The 14,782-nt window shown below is 64.3% G+C and carries 16 protein-coding genes; 6 read left to right on the forward strand and 10 right to left on the reverse strand.

All coding sequences use genetic code 11. From position 1 onward, the window contains the following. Positions 1 to 14 precede the first annotated feature (14 nt). Complete coding sequence (locus ACNJX8_RS37140; RefSeq protein ID WP_439358700.1) at positions 15 to 1,049, reverse strand: ABC transporter substrate-binding protein; 1,035 nt, start codon at positions 1,047 to 1,049, stop codon at positions 15 to 17. Positions 1,050 to 1,322: 273 nt separating this feature from the next. Here ACNJX8_RS37140 and ACNJX8_RS37145 point away from each other — a divergent pair, with 273 nt between their 5' ends. Both ACNJX8_RS37145 and ACNJX8_RS37150 read left to right on the forward strand, forming a co-directional pair. Next, on the forward strand, positions 1,323 to 2,249 hold the full coding sequence (locus tag ACNJX8_RS37145) for a LysR substrate-binding domain-containing protein (protein ID WP_439358701.1): 927 nt from the start codon (positions 1,323 to 1,325) through the stop codon (positions 2,247 to 2,249). 53 nt (positions 2,250 to 2,302) lie between these two features. Beyond that, positions 2,303 to 3,007, forward strand: coding sequence for a type 1 glutamine amidotransferase (locus ACNJX8_RS37150; RefSeq protein ID WP_439358702.1), 705 nt, complete (start codon positions 2,303 to 2,305; stop codon positions 3,005 to 3,007). A gap of 172 nt (positions 3,008 to 3,179) precedes the next feature. Here ACNJX8_RS37150 and ACNJX8_RS37155 read toward each other — a convergent pair whose 3' ends face one another. The 8 genes from ACNJX8_RS37155 to ACNJX8_RS37190 all read right to left on the reverse strand — a co-directional run bounded on the left by ACNJX8_RS37155 (position 3,180) and on the right by ACNJX8_RS37190 (position 8,803). Beyond that, on the reverse strand, positions 3,180 to 3,647 hold the full coding sequence (locus ACNJX8_RS37155) for a DUF1348 family protein (protein ID WP_439358703.1): 468 nt from the start codon (positions 3,645 to 3,647) through the stop codon (positions 3,180 to 3,182). 78 nt (positions 3,648 to 3,725) lie between these two features. Next, positions 3,726 to 4,175 (reverse strand): tol-pal system-associated acyl-CoA thioesterase, encoded by a 450-nt coding sequence (ybgC, locus tag ACNJX8_RS37160; RefSeq protein ID WP_164934731.1) that lies wholly within the window; start codon positions 4,173 to 4,175, stop codon positions 3,726 to 3,728. A 69-nt stretch (positions 4,176 to 4,244) separates the two neighbouring features. Then, positions 4,245 to 5,165: a metallophosphoesterase gene (locus tag ACNJX8_RS37165; protein ID WP_439358704.1), complete on the reverse strand. Its 921-nt coding sequence runs from the start codon at positions 5,163 to 5,165 to the stop codon at positions 4,245 to 4,247. 105 nt (positions 5,166 to 5,270) lie between these two features. Next, the gene (locus ACNJX8_RS37170) at positions 5,271 to 5,549 is read right to left on the reverse strand and encodes a DUF6869 domain-containing protein (protein ID WP_439358705.1); all 279 of its coding nucleotides are present in this window, start codon (positions 5,547 to 5,549) and stop codon (positions 5,271 to 5,273) included. Positions 5,550 to 5,647: 98 nt separating this feature from the next. Further along, entirely contained in the window at positions 5,648 to 6,682 is a 1,035-nt protein-coding gene (gene ruvB, locus ACNJX8_RS37175; RefSeq protein WP_206732769.1) for a Holliday junction branch migration DNA helicase RuvB, read from the reverse strand. A 20-nt stretch (positions 6,683 to 6,702) separates the two neighbouring features. Then, the gene (ruvA, locus tag ACNJX8_RS37180; protein ID WP_128940083.1) at positions 6,703 to 7,320 is read right to left on the reverse strand and encodes a Holliday junction branch migration protein RuvA; all 618 of its coding nucleotides are present in this window, start codon (positions 7,318 to 7,320) and stop codon (positions 6,703 to 6,705) included. Beyond that, positions 7,317 to 7,844: a crossover junction endodeoxyribonuclease RuvC gene (gene ruvC / locus ACNJX8_RS37185; protein WP_128936564.1), complete on the reverse strand. Its 528-nt coding sequence runs from the start codon at positions 7,842 to 7,844 to the stop codon at positions 7,317 to 7,319. Before ruvC ends, ruvA begins: the two co-directional genes overlap by 4 nt. Positions 7,845 to 8,056: 212 nt before the next feature. Beyond that, a complete protein-coding gene (locus tag ACNJX8_RS37190) occupies positions 8,057 to 8,803 on the reverse strand; it encodes a YebC/PmpR family DNA-binding transcriptional regulator (RefSeq protein WP_126261898.1) in 747 nt (248 codons plus the stop codon). Positions 8,804 to 9,026: 223 nt separating this feature from the next. Between ACNJX8_RS37190 and ACNJX8_RS37195 the strand changes: the two genes are divergently transcribed. The 4 genes from ACNJX8_RS37195 to ACNJX8_RS37210 all read left to right on the forward strand — a co-directional run bounded on the left by ACNJX8_RS37195 (position 9,027) and on the right by ACNJX8_RS37210 (position 13,868). Continuing rightward, positions 9,027 to 10,766 carry a methyl-accepting chemotaxis protein gene (locus ACNJX8_RS37195; protein WP_439358706.1) on the forward strand — a complete coding sequence of 580 codons (1,740 nt, stop codon included), beginning with the start codon at positions 9,027 to 9,029 and terminating at the stop codon, positions 10,764 to 10,766. A 73-nt stretch (positions 10,767 to 10,839) separates the two neighbouring features. Further along, on the forward strand, positions 10,840 to 11,946 hold the full coding sequence (locus ACNJX8_RS37200; protein WP_439361995.1) for an IS5 family transposase: 1,107 nt from the start codon (positions 10,840 to 10,842) through the stop codon (positions 11,944 to 11,946). Next, positions 11,943 to 12,257, forward strand: a complete 315-nt coding sequence (locus tag ACNJX8_RS37205; protein ID WP_128931407.1) for a hypothetical protein — start codon at positions 11,943 to 11,945, stop codon at positions 12,255 to 12,257. Before ACNJX8_RS37200 ends, ACNJX8_RS37205 begins: the two co-directional genes overlap by 4 nt. Before the next feature lie 186 nt (positions 12,258 to 12,443). Beyond that, entirely contained in the window at positions 12,444 to 13,868 is a 1,425-nt protein-coding gene (locus ACNJX8_RS37210; RefSeq protein ID WP_439358707.1) for a methyl-accepting chemotaxis protein, read from the forward strand. A 349-nt stretch (positions 13,869 to 14,217) separates the two neighbouring features. On the opposite strand, the gene ACNJX8_RS37215 is transcribed toward ACNJX8_RS37210, so the two are convergent. After that, positions 14,218 to 14,781, reverse strand: a complete 564-nt coding sequence (locus tag ACNJX8_RS37215; protein ID WP_439358708.1) for a hypothetical protein — start codon at positions 14,779 to 14,781, stop codon at positions 14,218 to 14,220. Position 14,782: the final 1 nt, after the last annotated feature.

Consider the following 14,782-nt stretch of genomic DNA (forward strand, 5'->3'; position numbering starts at 1 on the left):
CTGTGACGATCAGATCAGCGCTCGACCTCGCGGTTCCAGCGCTTGGTCCACTCCTCGCGCTTCTCGTTGATGACGGTCCAGTCCGGATTATAGAGCTTGGCCGCGCGCTCGCCGATCGGCGCCATCTTGCCGAGCTCGGGCGGGATCACCAGCGATTTCAGCACCGGGCCGTAGCCGTAGTCCTTCAGCATCACGAGCTGGATCTTGGGATCGAGCAGCATCTTGACGAAGCTCGCGGCCAGCGGCGAAGCGTTGGGCTTGTTGATCGGACAGGCCGTCGTCAGCAGCGTCGCGGCACCTTCCTTCGGATAGACGAAGTCGACGGGGAAGCCGGTGTTGGCAAAGCTCTGCACCCGGCCGGTGCCCCACACCGCGATCACGGCCTGGCCGGACTGGAACAGCTCGGTCATCTTGCCGGGCGACGGCTCATAGGCGAGCACGTTCGGATTGATCTGCTCCTTGAAGATCTTGAAGCCGGAATCGACGTTGGTCTCGCCGCCGCCGTTCATCTTCGACAGCATCACCAGCGCTTCGAGGCCATAGGTGTTGTTGATCGGCGGGATCACGAGCTGCTTGGCGTATTTGGTGTCCTTCAGGTCGTTCCACGAGGTCGGCGCCGCCCAGCCTTTCTCCTTGAACACCTTGGTGTTGTACATCAGGCCGGTCGCGACGATGCCGATCGCAACCGCACGATCGTCCTTGAAGCGCGCGGTGTCGTAGAGATCGGCGGGCAGGCCCTCGAGCTTGCCGCAGAAGCCGAGCTGGATCGCCTGGTACATCGGGCCGTCGTCGACGATCGCGACATCGATCTGCTGATTGCCCTTCTGCGCCTGGAGCTTTGCCAGCGTGTCGGTGGAATTACCGGCGACGTATTCGACCTTGACGCCGTTTTCCTTCTCGAAAGTCGGGATCACCTCGTCGCGGATCGTCTTCTCGAACGAGCCGCCGTAGCCGGCGACGTAGAGCGTCTTTTGCTGGGCCAAGGCGGCCGACGAGGCGGCCATGAGCGCCACGATGCTGAGCGAAGTCAGAAGGCGAGAAGTCTTCATGTGGACCGATCTCCATACCGGAATGAGGTGACGTGCCGACAAGTCTCCGGCCGAAGCGCCTTCCGCATTTCCTTCCGCGCAAATCCCTCTCCGATCAGGGCTCCGGCCCCTGCTCGGCGGGTTTTGGCGCGATCTGGAGGTTTGAACCCCTCCAATCTGCCGAAAAAGCGGGCTGGCTCCAGCTCTGATGAAAAAGATCGCAGACGTATACTTCCATCGTCCAATGAATAATGGCACCCTCTGCATGCAAAAATGTTATGAATGGATTGCGGGATGGCGCGGATCAATTCGCGGCAGGTGGAGGCCTTCCGCGCGACGATGCTGACCGGCAGCGTCACCGAGGCAGCGAAGCTGATGGTGGTGACGCAGCCCGCCGTCAGCCGCTTGCTGCGCGACTTCCAGGCGCTGTTGAAGATGGAGCTGTTCGAACGACGTGGCACCGGCCTCGTGCCGACCGCGGCGGCGATGGCGCTTTACACGGAAGTCGAGCGCTCGTTCGTCGGTCTCGAACGCATCACCGCGGCCGCCGAAGAAATCCGCGGTCGCCGCACCGGCTCGCTGCGCATCGCCGCGCTGCCGGCATTGGCAAACGGCTATTTGCCGCGGCTCGCCGGACACTTTTTGAAGGAGCGGCCCAACCTCAACCTCGCTTTCTTCGGCGTGATCTCGCCGATCGTGGTCGACTGGGTGCTGAACAACCAGTGCGACATCGGCTTTGCCGAGGTGCCGATCGCGCATTCCGGCCTGCCAAGCCTGCGACTGCCGGCGCTGGCGCGTGTCGCGGTGCTGCCGACCGGGCACCATTTGACGGAGAAAGAAGTGCTGCAGCCGCGCGATTTCGAGGGCGAGACGTTCATCTCGCTGTCGGCGGGATCGTCGAGCCGGCACCTCGTCGACCAAGCCTTCCACCGCCACGATGTCCGCCGTGTGCTCCGCGTCGAGACCACGCTGTCGGAGATCATGTGCGGCATGGTGTCATCGGGACTTGGGGTGTCGATCTGCGATCCCTTCACCGCGCAGGAATTTGCCACGCGCGGCGTCGTCGTACGCCGCTTCCTGCCGCGCATCGACTTTGAGTTCTCGGCCGTCTTCCCGGCGCAGCGCAGCCCCTCGCCGGTGGCATTGGATCTGGTCGAGACCATGCGCAAGGCGCTCACCGAGCTCGAAGACCAGTCCGCAAACGGTTTTGCGCCCGGTTGACTTGGACGTCGTGCAGGTCCTGCTGTATCTTCCCTGTCTCCGCAGGGCAGCACATGGCACGCATCACCATCATCGAGACCGGGCTCGTTCCTCAAAAGCATCGCGAGCGCCACGGCTCGTTTCCGGACATGTTCGAGCGCATGATCCGCGCCGAGGACCCGACGGCGACAGTCGACATCGTCAGCATTCCGAATGGTGATGCGCTGCCCGATCCGCGCGGCTTGGAGGCCGTGCTGATCACCGGCGCGGCGGCCGGGGTCTATGACGGGCTCGACTGGATCGCACCGCTGGAAGATTTCGTGCGCACGGCTTACGCCAACAAGACGCCGATGGTCGGCGTCTGCTTCGGCCATCAGCTGATCGCGCAGGCGCTCGGCGGCACCGTGCGCAAGTCGGAGAAGGGCTGGGGCATCGGCCGTCACGTCTATCAGGTGCTGCCGGAGAACGGCGTGGTCGACGGCGAGGCGGTCGCGATCGCCGCCTCGCACCAGGACCAGGTGATCGAACCGCCGAACGATGCGCTGACGATCCTCTCGTCGGAATTCACCCCGCATGCCGGCTTGCTCTACGCCAACGGCACCACGCTGACCGTACAACCGCATCCGGAATTCGACGTGGAATTCGCGCAAGTCTGCTGCGATCTACGCGACGGCAAGGCACCGGATGATGTCGTCGCCACGGCGAGGGAGTCGCTGGCGCAGCCGATGGACAACGCGACGCTCGGCGGCGCGATTACGAGGTTCTTGGCGCGGCGGTGATTCACCTCGCCCCGCTTGCGGGGAGAGGTGGATTTCTTTGGCGCGCAATTGCGCGCCTGAGCAATCCGGGTGAGGGGGATTCTCCGCGAGTCCGTCTGCCATCGAATTTGCTGAAGCAGCCCCTCACCCCAACCCTCTCCCCGTAAGAACGGGGAGAGGGAGAGAAAGCACCTCAGAACGGATCGCTTCCAAGCCCCGGCACATCGGCCGGCCGCGGCCCCGGCGCGGCCCAGTGAAAGCGGCGGTCCTTCTCCGCGATCGCGATGTCGTTGATCGACGCCTCGCGGCGTTTCATCAGGCCGTGCTCGTCGAACTCCCACTGCTCGTTGCCGTAGGAGCGATACCACTGGCCGCCGGCATCGTGCCATTCGTACTGGAAGCGCACCGCGATGCGGTTGCCGTCGAAGGCCCAGAGGTCTTTGATCAAGCGATAGTCCTGCTCCTTCTCCCATTTGCGGGTGAGGAAGGCGACGATGGCCTCGCGGCCCTGAAAAACCTCCGAGCGATTGCGCCAGTGGCTGTCCTCGGTGTAGGCGAGCGCGACGCGCGCCGGATCGCGCGAATTCCAGGCGTCCTCGGCCATGCGCGCTTTTTGCGCGGCAGTTTCTCTCGTGAAAGGCGGAAGCGGCGGGCGCGACATAATGGCCTCATCGGTTGGTTGGGGCCGCAATCTATCGCTGCAATTGGCGGAGTCGATAGGCCATTACAAATCGGGCGATCACGAAATCAGATCGGCCTTCATCAAGGTCCGGATCGATTTCGGAATCGGTTGCGCGCGGCCGCCGCTGATGAAGGCGACGCGCACCTCCGCTTTCACCAGCACGTCCTCACCACGCCTCACCTCCTGCCCCAGCATGATCGAGGCGCCCTTGACCGCGATCGGCCAGGTCACGACGTCGAGCACGTCGTCCATCCGCGCGGGCTTCAAAAAGTCCAGATGCATCGAGCGCACCACGAAGGCGAAGCCGGCGCCTTCCGTCTCCACCTGCTCGAACAGCGCCTGCTGCTCGGCGCCCATCAGCCGCAGGTGATTGGTGCGGCCGCGCTCCATGTAGCGCAGATAATTGGCGTGATAGACGATGCCCGAGAAATCCGTGTCCTCGTAATAGACACGGACCTGCATGTGGTGGCGGCCGTCGCGGATCTCGCCGTCGAGATGAGCTGTCACGTCGCGAGCCTCTTCGCTTCTCTGTAACCCGCCCGTTTTGCGCAAAAACAGGCGGTCGCGCAAGCGTGGCTAGGACACAACCGGTGCGGTTCGCCCCAGCGTCACCTCGACGATCTCAGGCGGCACGCCGACGCGGAGCGGCATGATGCTGCAACCGAGGCCGCCGGAGATGATGACGTCACATTTCAGCCGGACATGGCCATAGGCGAGCCGGATGCCATGCTGCGGCGGAACCGCCGGCGACCAACCGAGCAGGCGGACCTGGCCGCCATGGGTGTGGCCGGACAGTTGCAGCGCGACGCGCGCGGGCACACGCGGCGCGATGTTGGGTTCATGCGCGAGCAGGATGATGGGCGCGTCGTCCGTGACCTTGGCGAGCGTCGCGTTGAGATCGTCGACACCGAAGTGCACCATGCTGCGGAAGCGTCGCGCCGGCAGGAAGGCGAGCTGATCGCCGAGACCGGCGAGCCAGAACGGTCGGCCGTCCTTGGTGAGGCGCACGACATCGTTCTCGTAGACGGGGATGCCGGCTGCTTCCAATGCGCGATGCGCGATGGTCGGGCCAAGTCCGGCCCGCTGCACGGTCTTGTCGTCCCAATAATCGTGGTTGCCCATGACGGCATGGACGCCGAGCGGCGCCTTGAGGCCGGCCAGCACTCTGGCCCATTCGCTCGACGGGATGATACGCGTGACCTGGTGCAGGCCGGCGACATAGTCGCCGAGCAGCACGATGATATCAGCCTTCAGCGCGTTGGTGCGGTCGACGACGGCCTCGATCCGGTCCAGCGGCATCCAGGGATCGCAGGCATGGATGTCGGCGATGACAGCGATCTTCAGCGGAAGATCCGCCGGCCACTGCCGCGGCATCGGATGATAGCGGGTAACGCGAAGCCGCAGCATCGGCTCGACGCCGACACCATAGGCCGCAGTCGAGGCGCCGAAGGCGGACAGGGCGCCAATGGAACGGATCAGATGACGGCGAGTGATCATGGACGCTCGATGGTGATGCTGCTTCTCGATGCAACCCGATTGAAGCGGAATTGGGGTGCGTTCGTGCAGACCGTCTGCATCCTGGTGCAGACGCCTGCACAGAAATTACCAGCGGCTCTCGCCAATCAGCGCATCCAGCCGCGTCCTCACATCGTCGGGCGCGCGGTAATACCAGACGCCGCCGAGCAGATCGCGAAAACGTTCATTGACACACGCCTCACGCTCGATCCGATCGATCGTCCCGGCGCTGATCACGTTTTCGAGGGGACCCGCGGCCAGCAGGGATAGCAGCACCGGATTGGCTTCGATCTTCAGGATCTCCAGGATGAGGTCGACCCGATCGCGGCGCGGCTCGAGCAATCCGGTGTCGTTCGTCGGCCCCATTGCTTCCCACTCCAATCCGTGTGCATGAGCGGCGATGCCGTTCGCCGCGCGTTCGGATTAGTGATGGGATTGAACCGGTGGTTCACCGTCTCAGGCAGTCAGTCGTCCTCGGCCTGGTCGGTGCCGAACAAGCCGAACTGGGCCGCATCGCGCGAGGGTTCGGCAAGACCGAGATGGCGGAAGGCGTGCGAGGTGAGCAGACGGCCGCGCGGGGTGCGCTGGAGATAGCCGCATTGGATCAGATAGGGCTCGATGATGTCCTCGATCGCATCGCGCGGCTCGGACAGTGCGGCGGCCATGGTCTCGACGCCGACCGGTCCGCCGCCATAGTTGAGCGCGATGGTCGTGAGGTAGCGGCGGTCCATGGCATCGAGGCCCGCGGCGTCGACTTCGAGCGCGCTGAGTGCGTGGTCGGCGATCTTGCGGTCGATCTTGTCGGCATCGGCTGCCGAAGCGAAATCGCGCACCCGGCGGAGCAGACGGCCCGCGATACGCGGCGTGCCGCGGGCGCGGCGCGCGATCTCGTTGGCGCCGTCCGCGCTCATGCCGACATTGAGCACACGCGCGCCGCGGCTGACGATGCTCTCGAGTTCTTCAATGGTGTAGAAATTGAGCCGGACCGGAATGCCGAAGCGGTCGCGCAGCGGATTCGTCAGCAGGCCTGCGCGCGTGGTGGCGCCAACGAGGGTGAATTTCGACAGCTCGATCTTCACCGAGCGCGCGGCCGGCCCTTCGCCGATGATGAGGTCGAGCTGAAAGTCCTCCATCGCGGGATAGAGCACTTCCTCCACCGCGGGGCTCAGACGATGAATCTCGTCGATGAAGAGCACATCGCGCTCTTCGAGATTGGTGAGCAGCGCGGCGAGATCGCCGGCCTTGGCGATCACGGGGCCGCTGGTCGCGCGGAAGCCGACGCCGAGCTCCTTGGCCACGATCTGCGCCAGCGTGGTCTTGCCGAGGCCGGGGGGACCTACGAACAGCACGTGATCCAGCGCCTCGCCGCGCTTGCGCGCCGCTTCGATGAAGATCGAGAGATTCTTGCGCGCCTGCTGCTGGCCGACGAAGTCGGACAGCGACTGCGGCCGCAGCGCGGTGTCGCCGACATCGTCGCTGCGGCGCTCGGGCGAGACCATGCGGTTGGCCTTGGGGTCGCTCACTTCGCGAGCTCCTTCAGGCCGAGGCGAATGAGCTGCGCCGTCTCAGCGCCTTCACCGGCACTGCGTGACGCGGACGCAATCGCCGCAGCCGCCTGCGGCTGACCGTAGCCGAGATTGACCAGCGCCGAGATCGCATCCGCCACGGGCCGCGGCGCGCGCTGGTCATCGACGGCGCCGGCGAGATGCACCACGGCAGGATCGACATTGGCGAAAGCCGGCGCCTTGTCCTTCAACTCGGTGACGATGCGCTCGGCGACCTTGGGGCCAACGCCCGGCGTGCGGGATACGGCGGCCTTGTCGCGCAGCGCAATGGCATTGGCGAGGTCGGCTGGCGCCAGCGTGCCGAGCACGGCCAGCGAGACCTTGGCGCCGACGCCCTGCACGGTCTGAAGCAGGCGAAACCATTCGCGCTCCTGGTCGGTGCGGAAGCCGAACAGTTTGATCTGATCTTCGCGGACATAGGTCTCGATCGACAGTACGGCCGCTTCGCCCGGCGACGGCAGATGCTGCAGCGTGCGCGACGAGCAGTGCACCTGATAGCCCACGCCGCCGACGTCGAGGATGACGAAATCCTCGCCGTAGGAATCGATCAGGCCCTTGAGCTTGCCGATCATATCCCCACCACCTTCAGCCTGAGCGCGGTGCTCTGGCGGTGATGGGCATGGGTGATGGCGATGGCGAGCGCGTCGGCGGCGTCCGCGGACGGCGGTTCGGCTTTCGGCAGCAATATCTTCAGCATCATCGCGATCTGTTGCTTGTCGGCGTGACCGGCGCCGACCACCGTCTTCTTGACCTGGTTCGGCGCATATTCGGCGACACTGATGCCGAACATCGCCGGCGCCAACATGGCAACGCCGCGGGCCTGGCCGAGCTTTAGCGTCGCGACGCCGTCCTTATTCACAAAAGTCTGCTCGACCGCGGCCTCCATCGGCTTGTGATCGGACAGCACGGAAGCGAGCCCTTCATGGATCGCGAGCAGCCGGCTCGACAGCGGCAAATCGTCCGGCGGTTCCACCGAACCGCAGGCGACGTAGATCAAACGATTGCCTTCAGCCTCGATCACGCCCCAGCCGGTGCGGCGCAGGCCGGGGTCGATGCCGATGATGCGAACGGGGCTACGAATCGGGAGCGCAGTCATGCGCCAGTGATAGCGGCTGGCCGCTGGAAGCGAAACAGAAACAGAACGGAAGTAACAGGGGAAAGCCGGTCTGGTGCCCCGGGCGCGACGCAGCGCAAAGCGGTGCGGCGCTGAACGGGGGCCCATTTAGCCATCGATGCCTAGAGAATGATGGGTCCCGGCTCTGCGCAGCAGCGTTTCACGCTGCAGCGCGTCCGGGACACGAGAGTGCCCTACCCACCCATCTTCGCCATCAGCGCGTCCGACACCTCGAAATTGGCGTAGACGTTCTGGACGTCGTCGTGCTCGTTCAGCAGGTCCATCAACTTGAGCAGCTTCTCGCCGGTCTCGTCGTCGACCGCAACCGTGTTCTGCGGCTTCCAGATCAGCGCGGCCTTGCGCGGCTCGCCGAACTTGGCTTCCAGCGCCTTGGCGACGTCGCGATAGCCTTCGGTCGAGGCATAGATCTCGTGGCCGCCCTCGCCGGAAACGACGTCGTCGGCGCCGGCCTCGATCGCGGCGTCCAGCACGGCGTCGTCGGAGGCGACGCTGCGGTCGTACTCGATGATTCCGGTGCGGTCGAACATGAACGAGACCGAGCCGGTTTCGCCGAGATTGCCGCCGGACTTGGTGAAGAAGGAGCGGATGTCGGAAGCGGCGCGGTTGCGGTTGTCGGTCAGCGCTTCGACGATGACGGCGACGCCACCGGGGCCGTAGCCCTCGTAGCGGATTTCGTCATAGTTCTCGCCGTCGCTGCCGAGCGCCTTCTTGATGGCGCGCTCGATATTGTCCTTCGGCATGTTCTCCTGGCGCGCGGCGATCACGGCGGCGCGCAGGCGCGGGTTCATGGCGGGGTCAGGAGTGCCGAGCTTGGCCGCGACGGTGATTTCCCGCGCCAGCTTGCCGAACAGCTTCGACTTCTGGGCATCCTGCCGCCCCTTGCGGTGCATGATGTTCTTGAATTGGGAATGTCCGGCCATGCGTGGTCTCTTGAATGGTCTTTGGAATCGTTCGCCGATGGGGTGGGGAGCGCGGCCTTATAGGCCGCCAACCCACCGGAATCAAAGGGCTCTGGTACTTTAAGGTAGCACTGTAGAGGTAGCCACCGTAATGGTCCGTGCCTAGAGGTCGGGCATTGTTAACCCTGATTTCATTTCAGCCTGCGAAAATAGCGTCCGCCCGTTCCCCGACAAGAGAGACGTGATGGCGTTCGGACTATTTCGGAAGCGTCTGCCGGAGATGGCTGCGCCGGCGGCAGCTCCGCAGCCGGTGGCCAATTTCGAGCCCGTCCCCGCCACGGACGGCGATTCCGCCAGGGAGATCCTGGAATTGCTGGAACTCGAGCTGGGCGCCATGATCCGCCAGCTCGAGCGCGCCGCCAATTCGGTGGCCGGCGGCGCCGAGGCGACCGCCGCAACCCTTGCCGCCATTCGCGACCGCACCGACGCCCTGACCGGCCGCACCAACGCGGCGCAGTCGACCGCCTCCACCTTCGCCCATGCCGCCGACAAGTTCACGCAGTCCGCGCTGGGGATCGGGGCGCAGGTCCGCGAGGCCGGCAAGCTCGCCGACGAGGCCAGCGCCGCCGCGCAGGAAGCCCGCGCCAACGTCGATCGCTTGCGCGAATCCTCCGCCGCCATCGGCAATGTCGTCAATCTGATCGCGCAGATCGCGCGGCAGACGACGCTGCTCGCGCTCAACTCGACCATCGAGGCCGCTCGTGCCGGCGCTGCGGGAAAAGGCTTCGCGGTCGTCGCCACCGAGGTCAAGGCCCTCGCGGTGCAGACCCAGAGCGCGACCGAAGAGATCACCCGGAAGATCGACGCGCTCCAGCGCGACGCCGCCGGCTCCGCGGATGCGGTGCATCGCATCTCGCAGGCGATCGAGGCGATCCGCCCGGTATTCGCGACCGTCAATGGCGCGGTCGCCGAGCAGAACGCCACCACCAGCGAAGTCTCCGGCAATGCGACAAGCGCGTCGGAATTCATCGTCTCGGTCGGCGAGAGCGCGGCCGAGATCGATGCCGCGACCAAGGCGGCCGAGACCCATGGCGAGAATGTCGCCAGCGCCGGCCGCGCCGTCACCACTTTCGCGCAGAAGCTGAAATCGCGCTGCGCCGTGCTGCTCCGCCAGAGCGAGCACGACGACCGCCGCAAGACCGAGCGCTTGCCCTGCCATCTCAAGTTCGAAACCGCGCGCGGCGTGATGCCGGTCTATGAAATCGCGATGGACGGCGTGCTGATCGGCGGCGCAGACGCAGGCCGGCTTGCGCCGCAAGCGCTGATCGAAGGCAGCCTCGAACACGTCGGCGCCTGCCGCCTGCGCGTGGTCGAGCAATCCAAGGCCGGCGCCCGCGCGCAATTCGTCAATCCCAATACCGAGCTCCGCGAGAAGATCGAAGACAGGCTGTGGTCGATCCATGAGGAGAACACGGAGTTCGTCACCCGCGCCATGGAAGCCGGCAACGCGCTGACCGGGATATTCGAGCAGGCGGTCGCGCGCGGCGAGGTCAGGATCGACGACCTCTTCGACACCGATTATGTGGAAATTGCCGGCACCAATCCGCAGCAATATCGCACGAAGTATCTCGACTGGGCCGACCGGGCGCTGCCTCCGTTCCAGGAAGCCTTTCTGGCGAAGGAGCCGCGCATGGCGTTCTGCGCCATGGTCGACCGCAACGGCTTCCTGCCGGTACACAACAAGATCTATTCGCATCCGCAGCGGCCGGGCGATGTCGCCTGGAACACTGCCAACAGCCGCAACCGGCGGATATTCAACGATCCGGCCGGATTGGCCGCGGCACGCAACCTGCGCTCGTACCTGGTCCAAAGCTATGCGCGCGACATGGGCAACGGGAACACGGTCATGATGCGGGAGATCGACGTCCCGATCCGCGTGCAGGGCCGGCACTGGGGTGGATTCCGCACCGCTTACAAGCTCTAGCAGGCTGTTGAAGAAGTCTCTGGCAGGATGGCAGTGGACGTGATTCTCTCGATAGTTGAATCGGGAGGCCATGATGCGGGGATCGGACGAGCGGTCTGGATCGCTCTTCAGTTACGTGGATCTTGAAGCGCGGGTTCGCCCGGATCACGCCTTACGGAAGATCCGGGAGATTGTGAACGCTGCGCTGGACGATCTATCGAAGGCATTTGCGGGGCTTTACACGGACTTTGGCCGACCCTCGATTGCACCGGAGAGGCTGCTTCGGGCGATGTTGTTGCAGGCGTTCTATGGCATCCGCTCGGAACGACAATTGATGGAGCGGCTGGAGTTCGAGCTGTTGTTCCGCTGGTTTGTCGGTCTTGGCGTGGACGATCCGGTGTGGGACCACTCGACCTTTTCCAAGAACCGCGACCGGCTGCTAGAGGGTGAGATCGCCGCTAAGTTCCTCTCCGCGGTAATGGCTCAGCCGAAAGTGAAGCGGCTATTGTCGAGCGACCACTTCTCGGTGGACGGCACGCTGATTGAGGCGTGGGCTTCGATCAAGAGCTTCCGCAGAAGGGATGGAGGCGACAACGACAGTGGGGGGCCGGGACGTAACGCTGAGCGCAGCTTCCACAAGGAGAAGCGTTCAAACAAGACGCACCAAAGCACCACCGATCCGGAGGCTCGGCTGTACAAGAAGGGCGATGGGCAGCCGGCCAAGCTCTGCTACATGGGGCATGCTCTGATGGAAAATCGCCATGGTTTGGCGGTCGGCGGCATTGTCAGCCAGGCCACCGGTACGGCCGAACGAGAGACAGCGCTGGCGTTGATTGATAATTGCCATCCCAGAGGCCGGCGGGTCACGCTCGGCGCGGACAAGGCTTATGACGTTACGCAGTTCGTGCACGACTTGAGAGAACGATCGGTGACGCCGCACATCGCAATCGACGGACACCTCAGCAAGACAGGCGTCCCGCGCAAGACGGCGGTCGATGCCCGCTCCACCCGCCATGCCGGCTACGAGATCAGCCAACGCTGCCGCAAGCGGATTGAGGAAGTGTTCGGATGGATCAAGAGTTCCGCCGGTCTGGCCAAGGTAAAGCTGCGAGGGCGCGAGCGTGTGGACGCCGTCTTTACGTTGGCGCTTGCCGCCTACAATCTGATCCGCCTGCCCAAGCTGCTGGCGGTGCAGCTATGAGCGTGCGGGGCAAATGGCGCGTCGTGGAAACGCCCGATCACGACATGGCCGGGTCGGGCTCTTACATCCTGTTCACAAACGACGGTGGCGAGTTCGCCCTGGATTGTCTCACCGGGGCAATATACGGCCGTTGCGAAGGCGATGCCGTCGAGTTCACATGGGATGGCAACGACGAGATGGAGCCCGCAAAAGGCCGTGGTTGGGCAGAAGAGCTCGCCGATGGCTCGCTCGAAGGTAAGATATGCCTCGAAGGCGGCGACGACATTCCTTTTATCGCCCGCCGATTGGCTACTTCTTCAACAGCCTGCTAGAGCATAATCGGAAAAGTTGTGCAGCGGTCTTTCTACAAGACCATGCTCCAACCAAAGAATTAAGGCGAATTGGCCCTCGTGCACGCTCAGGCAAGACGGCGGCGGCGAATCATCCCTTAAGTCATCATTGGAATGGGAATGCCGCCGCGAGCCGGCGAACGGCTCTGACTGGAGGATTCATCGAACATGTCCGTCGCTCAAGTTGCAGTCATGGACACCGGCTCCAACCGGACGCTGGCCGAACGACTGATCGACCAGCTCGCCGATCGCATCGGCGGCCTCGGCGTGGAGCTCGCCGACATCGCCGGCAACGTCCAGGAAGTCGCAAACCGCGTCGCGAACCAGTCGGAACGGTTCCACCACCTCCAGAAGACGGCCGAGACGATGGTCTCGGCCAACCACGACATCGCCAATGCATCACAGGCAGTGCAAACGACCACGTCTGCCGCAGTCGGCGAGATCGCGCAGTCGCGCAGCGCAGTCGACACCGCGGTCAGCCACATTTCCGAGCTCGTCGCCGCGGTGGAGCGCATCGAAGCGCGCTTGAGCGCCGTCGGCTCGGCGCTGGCGCAGGTGGCAAAGGTATCAGGCTCGATCGAGGCGATCGCGAAGCAGACCAATCTGCTTGCGCTGAACGCCACGATCGAAGCGGCGCGCGCCGGCAATGCCGGCCGCGGCTTCGCCGTGGTCGCGAGCGAAGTGAAGAACCTCGCGGAAGCCACCCGCCAGGCCACGCATCAGATCTCCGACACCGTGCGCGATCTCGACGGCCAGATCGAAGGCCTGATCGGCGAGAGCAGCGACGCCTCGCAGCGCGCCAAGACCGCAGGCGAAGGTGCCCAACAGATCTCCGGCATCATCTCACGCGTCCAGCAGGGCTTTGCCTCCGTGGAAGCGGAGATCGACAGCGTCACACGCGCGGCGACCTCCAACCTCGGACATTGCGACACCGTCATCAGCGAGCTCAACGAGCTCGCCAAGGGCGTCGATCTGTCCTCGCGCGATCTCAAGAACGCCGACGAGCGGGTGGCAAAGCTGCTCGACACCTCCGAGGGCCTGATCGCGCTGATCGCCGACAGCGGCGTGGAGACGTCGGACGCACCGCTGATCCGCGTCGTCGTCGAGACCGCCAAGCGAATCTCCGCCGAGTTCGAAGCGGCGATCGATCGCGGCGATATCACGCTCGACCAGCTCATGGATGAGACGTACCGCGAAATTCCCGGCACCGATCCGAAACAATACCTCACCAAATACGTCGAGTTCACCGATCGCGTGCTGCCCGCGATCCAGGACCCGATTCAGAAATCCGATCCCCGCATCGTGTTCTGCGTCGCCTGGGCCAAGGGCGGCTATCTGCCGACCCATAATCCGAACTACCGTCTGCCGCAGGGCAAGGACCCGGTCTGGAATAACGCCAATTGCCGCAATCGCCGCCTGTTCACCGATCGCGCGGTGAAGAAGGTCGCGGCGAACACCAAGCCGTTCCTGCTCCAGACCTACCGCCGCGACATGGGCGGCGGGCAGTTCGTGCTGATGAAGGATCTGTCCTCGCCGATCATGGTCCGCGGCAAGCACTGGGGCGCCGTCAGGATGGGTTTTCGCCAGAGCTGACGGCCCGCGAGGCGCCTTGCGCGACGGCGCTCCGGCGCCCTCGAATCAAAAACTGAAAAACAACCCCATGCACAGTAGCCGGGGCGTGCGAAATCAAAGGCTTACGCGAGCAGGCCCGAACAAGCGGCGACGCGGTTGACGCGTCGGGCAAAACAGGGGCATAATGCGATTATTCCGAAATCGCGCATCTGCGCCTTTTGCTGCCTCGTGGGAGTAGGCCGCGTAGCCGGCTGCGACCCCATTCATCTCGCGGAGAGCCCTCACACGCTCGCACATGACCTTAATGCTAACGTTGTGCAGGCCAAGCGGAGAAGATCCTGCAGTCAGACGGAAGCCGAATTGCTCTGAGTTACAAGCCAAGCGCGATCTCGGCCCATTTCAACATGCGGTCGCTATTGAGGAACGCCAGCACCGCCGGTTCCAGTGACGCGGGCGCGCCCGGTCCAAGCAAAGCCGTGGCGGCCACCATGTCGCAGCGTTGATTGAAGGCGAGTGAGAGCGCGTTGCGATTTCCCTCGACGCGATAGGGCCGGCTGCGGCCGCGCATCGGACCGACGATGATCTCTCGACCGGCACCGATCGGCGTTGCCTTGCCAATCAGCGCCAGGTCGCCCATTTTATCGAGGTCGTCATCGTCGGCGACGCCGGTGGCGCAATTGCAAAACCCGAGCTTGGCGCGAACGTAGAGCTGGACCTCGCCGCCGCAATCCTCGGCCTTGCAGCGGAATGCCTTTCCTTTCCCCCAGGGATCTGCGCCGAAAGGCCAGTCGGTTTCTGACCACACCGGGCGGACCTCGCCGAGTGCCGCTGTAGCGCGTGCCGGTTCGCCGGATCGCAATGTCCAGACCGCAACGACTGCGCAGAGCAGTGCGGTGGCTGCGCCGATCGCAACGATTTTGCCTGTCAGGCGCATG

Origin of the sequence: Bradyrhizobium sp. SPXBL-04 (genome assembly GCF_051853035.1) — a bacterium.
GTDB classification, from domain to species: Bacteria; Pseudomonadota; Alphaproteobacteria; order Rhizobiales; family Xanthobacteraceae; genus Bradyrhizobium; species Bradyrhizobium zhanjiangense.

What these genes read in the sequence shown, in the direction of transcription:
- ruvB (WP_206732769.1), bottom strand. Translation starts at nt 6,682, where the DNA reads ATGGTCTCGCCCGAGCGCCGCAGCGACGATGTCGGCGACACCGCGCTG.
- ACNJX8_RS37195 (WP_439358706.1), top strand. Translation starts at nt 9,027, where the DNA reads ATGGCGTTCGGACTATTTCGGAAGCGTCTGCCGGAGATGGCTGCGCCG.
- ACNJX8_RS37165 (WP_439358704.1), bottom strand. Translation starts at nt 5,165, where the DNA reads ATGATCACTCGCCGTCATCTGATCCGTTCCATTGGCGCCCTGTCCGCC.
- ACNJX8_RS37200 (WP_439361995.1), top strand. Translation starts at nt 10,840, where the DNA reads ATGCGGGGATCGGACGAGCGGTCTGGATCGCTCTTCAGTTACGTGGAT.
- ACNJX8_RS37145 (WP_439358701.1), top strand. Translation starts at nt 1,323, where the DNA reads ATGGCGCGGATCAATTCGCGGCAGGTGGAGGCCTTCCGCGCGACGATG.
- ACNJX8_RS37170 (WP_439358705.1), bottom strand. Translation starts at nt 5,549, where the DNA reads ATGGGGCCGACGAACGACACCGGATTGCTCGAGCCGCGCCGCGATCGG.
- ruvC (WP_128936564.1), bottom strand. Translation starts at nt 7,844, where the DNA reads ATGACTGCGCTCCCGATTCGTAGCCCCGTTCGCATCATCGGCATCGAC.
- ACNJX8_RS37140 (WP_439358700.1), bottom strand. Translation starts at nt 1,049, where the DNA reads ATGAAGACTTCTCGCCTTCTGACTTCGCTCAGCATCGTGGCGCTCATG.
- ACNJX8_RS37150 (WP_439358702.1), top strand. Translation starts at nt 2,303, where the DNA reads ATGGCACGCATCACCATCATCGAGACCGGGCTCGTTCCTCAAAAGCAT.
- ACNJX8_RS37215 (WP_439358708.1), bottom strand. Translation starts at nt 14,781, where the DNA reads ATGCGCCTGACAGGCAAAATCGTTGCGATCGGCGCAGCCACCGCACTG.
- ACNJX8_RS37155 (WP_439358703.1), bottom strand. Translation starts at nt 3,647, where the DNA reads ATGTCGCGCCCGCCGCTTCCGCCTTTCACGAGAGAAACTGCCGCGCAA.
- ACNJX8_RS37210 (WP_439358707.1), top strand. Translation starts at nt 12,444, where the DNA reads ATGTCCGTCGCTCAAGTTGCAGTCATGGACACCGGCTCCAACCGGACG.
- ACNJX8_RS37205 (WP_128931407.1), top strand. Translation starts at nt 11,943, where the DNA reads ATGAGCGTGCGGGGCAAATGGCGCGTCGTGGAAACGCCCGATCACGAC.
- ACNJX8_RS37190 (WP_126261898.1), bottom strand. Translation starts at nt 8,803, where the DNA reads ATGGCCGGACATTCCCAATTCAAGAACATCATGCACCGCAAGGGGCGG.
- ruvA (WP_128940083.1), bottom strand. Translation starts at nt 7,320, where the DNA reads ATGATCGGCAAGCTCAAGGGCCTGATCGATTCCTACGGCGAGGATTTC.